The 209-nt window shown below is 72.2% G+C and carries 1 protein-coding gene; it reads left to right on the top strand.

Annotation, left to right across the window (positions count from 1 at the left end; translation table 11 throughout):
• Positions 1-5 precede the first annotated feature (5 nt).
• On the top strand, positions 6-209 hold a 204-nt coding region (locus Q7A36_RS42050; protein ID WP_370655829.1), incomplete at its 3' end, for a transposase.

The raw sequence follows: 209 nt of genomic DNA, 5'->3' as shown, positions 1-209 counted from the left end.
GCGATGTGACAGGCACCAGTGGCAGCACTGGTGCTGGCACTGGTGCGCCGGAGCGGATTGAGATCGTGACGCGGGGCGAGGCTCGCCGACGCTACTCGCCCGAGGAGAAGGTGCGGCTGCTGGCGGAGGTGGCGGCGCCTGGCGCGAGGGTCTCGGAGGTGTCGCGGCGGCATGGGATCTGCGCGAGCCTGCTGCACCGTTGGCGGCGG

Origin of the sequence: Paracraurococcus lichenis, assembly GCF_030657435.1 — a bacterium.
GTDB lineage: Bacteria > Pseudomonadota > Alphaproteobacteria > Acetobacterales > Acetobacteraceae > Paracraurococcus > Paracraurococcus lichenis.
The sequence above is the reverse complement of the archived record's forward strand: the minus strand, read 5'-3'. Positions and strand labels throughout refer to the sequence as shown.